The following is a 5,393-nucleotide window of genomic DNA, read 5'->3' on the forward strand; positions in this document are numbered from 1 at the left end:
ACTGTTCGGCGACATGAACCAACGACGCGCCGACCACACATCAGGAACCTGGGAGCACCTCCTCCAGGATGTACTCGAGCTCGATCGCAGTGACGGGAGCGAACTCGGATACGAAGTCTTGGCCACCGGCTACCGATCGACCCGGCAAATCCTGCGGTACGCCGGTGGCCTGCTCTCGCCGGGCCAAGCCAGTCCCGTCGCCCTGCGCGACGGCCCAGATCCCACAATCCGAAGAGTCGGCTCGAAACAATTGATCAGCGCAGCGCACGAGGAGTCTGAGCGGCTCGCCGATGAATTCCCCGACGGGACAGTGGCAGTGATCGCATGGGACGTCGACCATCTCAACGCAATCCAATCTCTCTGCCTCAAGGCCGGGTGGCGACAAGCCGAAGGCGATCCCTGGACCCTTCACCACCCACTGAGCGACTCACGGGCGCGGCTGCGCTTGGCGCGCCCCGTCTTCGCCCGCGGCCTGGAATTCGACGGGGTCGTAGTCGTAGAACCGGCCGACTTCCAACCAAACCTCGGACGACACGGCTCGCTCTACACCGCCATCACCCGCGCCAACCAGAAGCTCGTCGTCGTATACAGCAAGGCCCTGCCCAAAGAACTGAAGCGGAAATGAACCGTCCCCACCGTCACGTTGGCTTCAGAATCCATGCTGGTCCGCTCTCTCCGGGCATGCGCCGGCTGGGGACCGAGAACGGCCGGGGTGTGCTCTGCCGAGCCTCTTGCCCGCGTCAGCGGTCGGCCTAGATTGAGCGATCGTCACATGAGCACGGAGCACTGTCACGATCAACGCAATCCTGGGAGAGAATTCGAGGACGTCAGCGCCGCCGGGTCGGGGCGATGACTGATTGCGCCGCACCCGGGTTGACGCCTGAGCGGGAGGCTCGGCGGGACATCGACGCGCAGTTGGCGGATTGTGGTTGGGTGATCCAGGACCACAAGTCTGCGGCGGTTGCGGCGGCTCGGGGGGTGGCGGTGCGGGAGGTGCCGATCGGGAAGGGGTGGGCCGACTACGTGCTGTTCGTGGACTGCCAGGCCGTGGGGGTGGTCGAGGCGAAGCCGGTGGGGACGACACTGACGGGGGTGGAGCCGCAGACTCTGGGTTACCGGAAGTCGTATCCCGGCGAGCTGCCGATGTTCGAGGTGGGTGGTGTGCTGCCCTTCGGTTACGAGTCCACCGGCGTGGAGACGCGTTTCACCTGCGGGCTGGATCCAGTCCCGACCTCTCGTCGGGTGTTCCGCTTCCACCGGCCTGAGACGCTGGCCCGATCGGTTGAGGATCGGATCGAGACCGGCGTCGGAGCCTTGCGCGCCGGTTTGCAGTTGTTGCCCGATCTGGATCCCCGGGGCCTGTGGCCCGCTCAGGCCGAGGCGGTCCGCGGCCTGGAGGCGTCCCTCCGCGACAATCGGCCGCGGGCGTTGATTCAGATGACGATGGGGGCGGGCAAGACGTTCACGGCTGTGAACGCCGTGTACCGGCTGGTGCGCCACGCGGGGGCTCAGCGGGTGCTGTTCCTGGTGGATCGGGCGAACCTGGGTGTTCAGGCCGTCCAGGAGTTCAGAGGGTTCGATACACCCGACGACGGCCGGAAGTTCACCGAGTTGTACAACGTGCGTCAGATCAGGTCGTCGCACTTGGACATGGCGGCCGAGGGGGCCACGAAGGTGCACGTGTCCACTATCCAGCGGCTGTACTCGCTGCTCCGGGGCGAGGACCTGGACGATGCCCTGGATGAACGGTCCGGTGGCGACATGGCGCCCGAACAGCCCGTGGAGGTGGTCTACAACCCGAAGGTGCCCATCGAGTCCTATGACGTGATCGTCGTGGACGAGTGCCATCGCTCCATCTACGGGGTGTGGCGGCAGGTGCTGGGGTACTTCGACGCGTTCATCGTCGGGCTGACGGCCACGCCGGGCATCCAGACGCACGCCTTCTTCCAGCAGAACCTCGTGACCGAGTACGGCCATGCCGAGGCGGTGGCGGATCGGGTGAACGTGGACTTCGACGTGTTCCGGATTCGCACCGAGATCACCGAGGGCGGCGGCACGGTGCCGGCGGGGTTCGTGACGAAGTTCCGCGACCGGCTGACCCGCGGCGAGCGCCTCGAGCGGATCGACGCCGAGGTGGACTACGACGCCGCCGAGTTGGATCGCAGGGTGGTGGCGACCGATCAGATCCGCACCGTCGTGGCGACGCTGCGGGACTCGCTGCCGGTGATGTTCCCCGACCGGGAGCGGCGTTCGGACGGCCTGCTCGCGAACGTCCCCAAGATGCTGATCTTCGCCAAGGACGACAGCCACGCCGATGACATCGTGCAGACGGTGCGGGCGGAGTTCGGGCTCGGCAACGAGGGCGCGGTGAAGATTACCTACCGGTCCGGCGATTCGGGCAATCGCCCCGAGGCGTTGCTGCAGCAGTTCCGCAATTCCTACAACCCTCGCGTCGCGGTGACCGTGGACCTCATTGCGACTGGCACCGACGTGAAGCCCATCGAGTGCGTGGTGTTCATGCGGCGGGTGCGCAGCCGCAACTACTTCGAGCAGATGAAGGGCCGCGGCGTGCGGGTCATCGACCCCAACGACCTGCGCGCCGTCACACCCGACGCCACCGTGAAGGACCGCTTCGTGCTCGTGGACGCCGTCGGCGTGACCGACGACGACCTGCCCGACACCGTACCCCTGGAGCGCAAGCGCCACGAGAGCTTCGACAAGCTGCTGGCCCGCATCGGCTTGGGCTCCATCGACGAGGCCACGGTGTCGTCGGTGGCGTCACGCCTAGCCCGCCTCGACCAGCGGATGACCGCCGAGGACCGCGCCGAGGTGGAAGCCGTCGCCGGGATGAGCCTCAGCGCTCTTGCTCACCAGCTGGTGGAGGCGCTCGACCCAGACCGGCACATCGAGGCCGCCGCAGAGGCTGCCGGTACCGATGATCCCACCGTGGAGCAGGTGGCCGCCGCCCGGGAACAGATCGTCCGCGACGCCCTGCAACCGCTGGCCGGCAACTCGCAGTTGCGAGAGAAGCTGATTGAGGTCCGCCGTAGCTACGAGCAGATGATCGACTCCGCCTCTGCCGACACGGTCATCTCCGAAGGGTTCTCCGTCGACGCCACCGACCGGGCCCGCCGCCAAGTCGAGTCGTTCCGGACATTCATCGACGAGAATCGCGACCAGATCACCGCCCTGCAGGTGCTCTACGACCAACCCCGCGGCAGGTTCACCTACGCAGACATCAAGGAACTCGCCAGCGCAATCGCCCGCCCGCCCCACCGCTGGACCACCGAGGACCTCTGGACCGCCTACGAGACCCTCGACGCCAGCAAGGTCCGCGGCTCGGGCCACCGCGTGAACACTGACCTCGTCAGCCTCGTCCGCTACGCAATCGGCCTCACCGACGAACTGGTCGCCTACCCCGACCTCGTCAACGAGCGCTTCGAGGCATGGCTCCAGCAGCAGCGCAACGCCGGCCGCGCATTCACGGTCGAGCAGGTCACCTACCTCCACCTGATCCGCGATCACCTGGCCACCAGCGTGATGATCGCTCCAATCAACTTCAGGAACCCTCCGTTCAGCACCCACGGCGGCTACGGCCGAGCCCTCCAACTGTTCGGAGCAGAACTCACGCCCCTGATGGACGAACTGATGGAGGTCCTAGTCGCGTGAGCAACCAGCTGCCACCGGGCTGGCTGTGGACAACAGTTGCCGATGTCTGCCTACCAATTCAGAAGCTAGACCCGCGCACGATTCCGAACTTTGAGTTTGAGTACATCGATATCGGTGGCATTGATCCCGGCAGCGGTCGCATCAGACAGACCAAGTCGTTGAGAGGAGCCGATGCTCCCTCACGAGCACGACAAGTCGTGCGCAAAGGAGACGTCGTCCTCTCGACCGTAAGGACGTATCAGCGCAAGGTCGCCTGCATCTCACCGGATCTCGACGGCGCCATCGCATCAACAGGATTCTCCGTACTCCGCCCGGCTAGCGGCACCGATTCGAAGTTCTTGCTCTATCAGACCCTCAGCCACGACTTCATTAGCCAATTGAGTGAGATGCAGACTGGCACGAGCTACCCAGCAGTGCGGGACAAGGATGTTCGAGCGATGCAGATTCGCATCGCCCCCAGCGCCGAGCAGAAGCGCATTGTGTCCGCCATCGAAGAACACTTCTCCCGCCTCGACGCTGCCGAGGCCACGCTGCGACAGTCCCTGAGGCGTCTCGATACCCTCAGATCATCCGTCCTTGCCGGCGCATTCCACACCAGAGATGACTTTCCCACTACGTGGCGTTGGTCCACTGTCGGGGATGTTGCTGAAGTCAAGAGCGGCATCCAGAAGCAGCCGAAGCGAAAGCCGAACAAGAATCCCGCTCCATTTCTCAGAGTAGCCAATGTGCTTCGCGGCGAACTCCTGCTCGATGAAGTCCATGAGATCGAGCTGTTCGATGGGGAACTCGAGCGGTACCGGATTCGCCACGGCGATCTACTCGTCGTCGAGGGCAACGGCAGTCCCGCGCAGATCGGTCGCGCCGCCAGTTGGTCCGATGAGATTGATAACTGCGTACATCAGAACCACCTCATCAGAGTCAGCCCTGGACCGAATCTCAGCCCGAAGTTCCTGAGTCTGTATTGGAACGCACCTCACACTGCGTCCCTGTTGCGTGACGTCGCTAGCTCGACGAGCGGCCTCTACACGCTGAGCACCAGAAAGATCAAGTCGATTCCGATTCCGGTGGCGCCTCTGTCTGAGCAAGAGCGGATTGCTGCGAGAATCGTGGGACAGCTCGAGAAGCAGGACCGACTCCGAGAGTCCATCCGATATGCGCTAGATCGAGTGACATCCCTCCGGCGATCAGTCTTGTCGACGGCGTTCTCTGGGCGGCTCGTGGCGCAGGATCCCACCGATGAGCCTGCGTCGGTGCTTCTCGATCGCATCGCCGCGTCCCGCCCGGCGAAGCCGGGTCACCAGAGGAGGACACCATGACCGCCGATCCGACAGCTCTGGTGCAGAGGCTCTGGGACTTCTGCGACGTCCTGCGAGACGACGGGTTGTCGTACGGGGAGTACTTGGAGCAGCTCACCTATCTGCTCTTCCTGAAGATGGCCGACGAGCAGTACGAGCAACTCGGCGGCGAGCGGGTGGTGCCCGGCGGGTTCGACTGGCCGTCGCTGCTGCGGCGCTCGGGCGTCGAGTTGGAGCAGCACTACAGCGCGATCCTCGAGAGGCTCGGCACCGGTGACGACATGCTGGGTGTGGTCTTCGGAAAGGCCCGCAACCGGGTGCAGGATCCGGCGAAGCTGGAGCGGCTCATCAAGGAGTTCGTGGACCGCCACGAATGGCTGAGCCTCGACGCCGACTTGAAGGGCGACGCCTACGAGGGCCTGATCGAGA

At 64.7% G+C, this 5,393-nt stretch carries 4 protein-coding genes; all 4 read left to right on the plus strand.

The annotated features are described in order from the left end of the window. A partial coding sequence (locus OXG55_14275; protein ID MCY4104406.1) for an ATP-binding domain-containing protein occupies positions 1–625 on the plus strand: 625 nt, incomplete at its 5' end. Positions 626–849: 224 nt separating this feature from the next. After that, positions 850–3,669 carry a DEAD/DEAH box helicase family protein gene (locus OXG55_14280; GenBank protein ID MCY4104407.1) on the plus strand — a complete coding sequence of 940 codons (2,820 nt, stop codon included), beginning with the start codon at positions 850–852 and terminating at the stop codon, positions 3,667–3,669. Further along, complete coding sequence (locus OXG55_14285; GenBank protein MCY4104408.1) at positions 3,666–4,985, plus strand: restriction endonuclease subunit S; 1,320 nt, start codon at positions 3,666–3,668, stop codon at positions 4,983–4,985. The genes OXG55_14280 and OXG55_14285 overlap by 4 nt, the downstream gene beginning before the upstream one ends. Then, a partial coding sequence (locus OXG55_14290; protein MCY4104409.1) for a type I restriction-modification system subunit M N-terminal domain-containing protein occupies positions 4,982–5,393 on the plus strand: 412 nt, incomplete at its 3' end. The genes OXG55_14285 and OXG55_14290, both read left to right, overlap by 4 nt.

This window comes from bacterium (genome assembly GCA_026708055.1).
In the GTDB taxonomy this organism is placed as follows: domain Bacteria; phylum Actinomycetota; class Acidimicrobiia; order Acidimicrobiales; family CATQHL01; genus VXNF01.